This window comes from Azospirillum tabaci, assembly GCF_014596085.1.
Classification (GTDB): domain Bacteria; phylum Pseudomonadota; class Alphaproteobacteria; order Azospirillales; family Azospirillaceae; genus Azospirillum; species Azospirillum tabaci.
Window position 1 is genome coordinate 1 of record NZ_JACCJY010000064.1, and the last position, 3,392, is coordinate 3,392.

A 3,392-nucleotide genomic window follows, 5' to 3' on the forward strand; every position below is an offset into this window, starting at 1 on the left:
GGGGGCGCGCCCCCCCTCTCCCCCCCCCCCCGGGGAGGCCGGGGGCCCCCGCCCCCCCCCCGAGGACCCCGGGGTCCGCTCGGAGCCCCGCGACAAGCAAAAAAACTCTCTGAGGGAACCGGGCAAACGCCCGAGGCAAACATATGTCCGCTAATCTGGAGAAGACCTCGTTCCTGTTCGGCTCGAACGCCGAATATGTCGCGGAGTTGTACGCGCGCTTCCTGAAGGACCCCTCCTCGGTGGATTCGAGCTGGAACGGCTTCTTCAGGGAGCTGGACGACGACTCCCGCGCCGTCCTGAACGAGCTGAACGGCCCGTCCTGGAGCCTGGAAGAGGGCACGCTCGCCAACGGCGCGCTCGACCCCATCGCCGCCTCGCTGGAAAGCATCGGCGCTCCGGCCGCGACCAACGGCAACGCCGGCCTCGTCGCCCACGCCCAGCAGGTCTATGGCGGCATCAGCCACCAGCAGCTGCGCGCCGCGACGCTCGACAGCATCCGCGCGCTGATGCTCATCCGCGTCTACCGCGTGCGCGGCCACATGAACGCGCATTTCGACCCGCTGGGTCTTGAGAAGCGCGAGCCGCACCCGGAACTCGATCCGGCGACCTACGGCTTCGGCCCGGGCGACATGGACCGCCCGATCTTCCTGAACTACTCGCTGGGTCTGGAGACGGCGTCGCTGCGCCAGATCCTGGAGATCCTGCAGAAGACCTACTGCGGGAACATCGGCGTCGAGTTCATGCACATCCAGGACCCCGAAGAGAAGGCCTGGATCCAGGAGCGCATCGAGGGCGGCCGCAACCACACCGACTTCACGGTGAACGGCAAGCGCGCCATCTACGAGCGCCTGATCGCCGCCGAGGGCTTCGAGAAGTTCCTGCAGCTCAAGTACACCGGCACCAAGCGCTTCGGCCTTGAGGGCGGCGAGTCGATGATCCCCGCGCTGGAGCAGATCCTGAAGCGCGGCGGCCAGCTCGGCCTCAAGGAGGTCGTCGTCGGCATGGCCCACCGCGGCCGTCTGAACGTGCTGACCAACTTCATGGGCAAGCCCTTCGCCGCGGTCTTCTCGGAGTTCCAGGGCAACCCGTCCAGCCCGCAGGACGTGCAGGGCTCCGGCGACGTGAAGTACCATCTCGGCACCTCGTCGGACCGCGACTTCAACGGCAACATCGTCCACCTGTCGCTGACCGCCAACCCGTCCCACCTGGAATGGGTCAACCCGGTCGTGCTGGGCAAGGTGCGCGCCAAGCAGGCGCAGCGCAACGACCTAGAGCGCGAGCAGGTCATGGGCGTGCTGATCCACGGCGACGCCGCCTTCGCCGGCCAGGGCATCGTGGCCGAGACGTTGGGCCTGTCGGAGCTGCGCGGCTACCGCACCGGCGGCACCGTGCACTTCATCATCAACAACCAGATCGGCTTCACCACGAACCCGACCTATTCGCGGTCCGGCGTCTACTGCTCGGACATGGCGAAGATGGTCCAGGCGCCGATCTTCCACGTCAACGGCGACGACCCCGAGTCCGTCGTCCACATCAGCCGCATCGCCGCCGAGTTCCGCCAGAAGTTCAAGCGGGACGTGGTGATCGACATGGTCTGCTACCGCCGCCATGGCCACAACGAGGGCGACGAGCCGGGCTTCACCCAGCCGCTGATGTACAAGAAGATCCGCGCCCACGCGACCACGCGGGAACTGTACGGCAAGCAGCTCGTCGAGGAGAACGTCCTCACCCAGGCCGAGTCCGATCAGATGATCCAGGACTTCATGAAGAAGCTGGAGGGTGAGTTCGAGGCCGCCAACTCCTTCAAGCCGAACAAGGCCGACTGGCTGGAAGGCAAGTGGTCGGGCCTGGAGGCCGCCAAGACCGACGACGAGCGCAAGGGCAACACCGGCGTGGCGATCGACGTTCTGCGCGAGGTCGGCAACAAGCTCTGCGAGTACCCCAAGGACTTCGCGATCAACTCGAAGATCGCCCGCCAGCTCGAAGCCAAGAAGAAGTCGCTGGAAACCGGCGAGGGCATCGATTGGGCGACGGCGGAAGCGCTCGCCTACGGCACGCTGCTGGTCGAGGGCAACGGCGTCCGCCTGTCCGGCCAGGATTCCGGCCGCGGCACCTTCTCGCACCGCCACGCGGTGATGTACGACCAGAACACCGAGAACAAGTACATCCCGCTGAACCACCTGCGCCCCGACCAGGGCCCGTTCGAGGTTCATGACAGCCCGCTGTCCGAGGCCGCCGTGGTCGGCTTCGAATACGGCTACTCGCTGGCCGAGCCGCACAGCCTGACCCTGTGGGAAGCGCAGTTCGGCGACTTCGCCAACACCGCCCAGACCATCATCGACCAGTTCCTCTCGTCGGGCGAGTCGAAGTGGCTGCGCATGTCCGGCCTCGTGCTGCTGCTGCCGCACGGCTACGAGGGCCAGGGTCCGGAGCACTCCTCGGCCCGTCCGGAGCGCTTCCTGCAAATGTCCGCCGAGGACAACTGGCAGATCTGCAACCTGACGACCCCGGCGAACCTGTTCCACGCCTTCCGCCGCCAGATGCGCCGGCCCTTCCGCAAGCCGCTGGTGCTGTTCACGCCGAAGTCGCTGCTGCGCCACAAGCTGTGCGTCTCCAGCCTGTCGGAGCTGGCCGAGGGCACGAACTTCCGCCGCGTGCTCGGCGAGACGGCGACGGACCTGCTGCCGAACGATCAGATCCGCCGCATCGTCGTCTGCACCGGCAAGGTCTATTACGACCTGCTGCAGGAGCGCACCGCGCGCGGCATCAAGGACGTGGCGCTCGTCCGGCTGGAGCAGCTCTATCCGTTCCCCCGCTCCGCCCTGACCGAGGAGTTCGCCCGCTATCCGAACGCCGAGGTCGTGTGGTGCCAGGAGGAGCCGGAGAACCAGGGCTACTGGGCCTTCGTCGACCGCCGTCTGGAAGGCGCCCTCACCTCGATCGAGCACAAGGCCTCGCGCCCCAGCTACGCCGGCCGTCCGGCCTCCGCGTCGCCGGCCACCGGCCTGCTCAAGCGTCACAACCAGGAGCAGGCGAAGCTTCTGGAAGACGCGCTCGTCATCCGCTGACTCGACGCCCAGGCGTAGAACAAGAAAGTACGAGAGGAACTTATGGCTACCGAAATCAAGGTCCCCACCCTGGGCGAGTCCGTCTCCGAGGCGACCGTTGCCCGCTGGCTGAAGAAGGTCGGCGACGCGGTCGCCGCCGACGAGGCGCTGGTCGAACTGGAGACCGACAAGGTCACGCTTGAGGTGAACGCCCCGTCCGCCGGCACTCTGGCGGAGATCGTCGCCGCCGACGGCGCCAACGTCGGCGTCGGCGCCCTGCTGGGCGTCCTCGGCGAGGCTGGCGCCGCCGTCGCCGCCCCGGCTCCGGCCGCTGCCCCGGCCGCC

At 67.5% G+C, this 3,392-nt stretch carries 2 protein-coding genes; both read left to right on the top strand.

From position 1 onward, the window contains the following. Positions 1–143: 143 nt before the first annotated feature. Positions 144–3,068, top strand: a complete 2,925-nt coding sequence (locus H0B54_RS29190; protein ID WP_188263254.1) for a 2-oxoglutarate dehydrogenase E1 component — start codon at positions 144–146, stop codon at positions 3,066–3,068. A 42-nt stretch (positions 3,069–3,110) separates the two neighbouring features. Continuing rightward, on the top strand, positions 3,111–3,392 hold a 282-nt coding region (locus H0B54_RS29195; protein ID WP_343069056.1), incomplete at its 3' end, for a biotin/lipoyl-containing protein.

Coding starts and splice junctions, on each gene's coding strand:
- H0B54_RS29190 (WP_188263254.1), top strand. CDS start 144: ATGTCCGCTAATCTGGAGAAGACCTCGTTCCTGTTCGGCTCGAACGCC.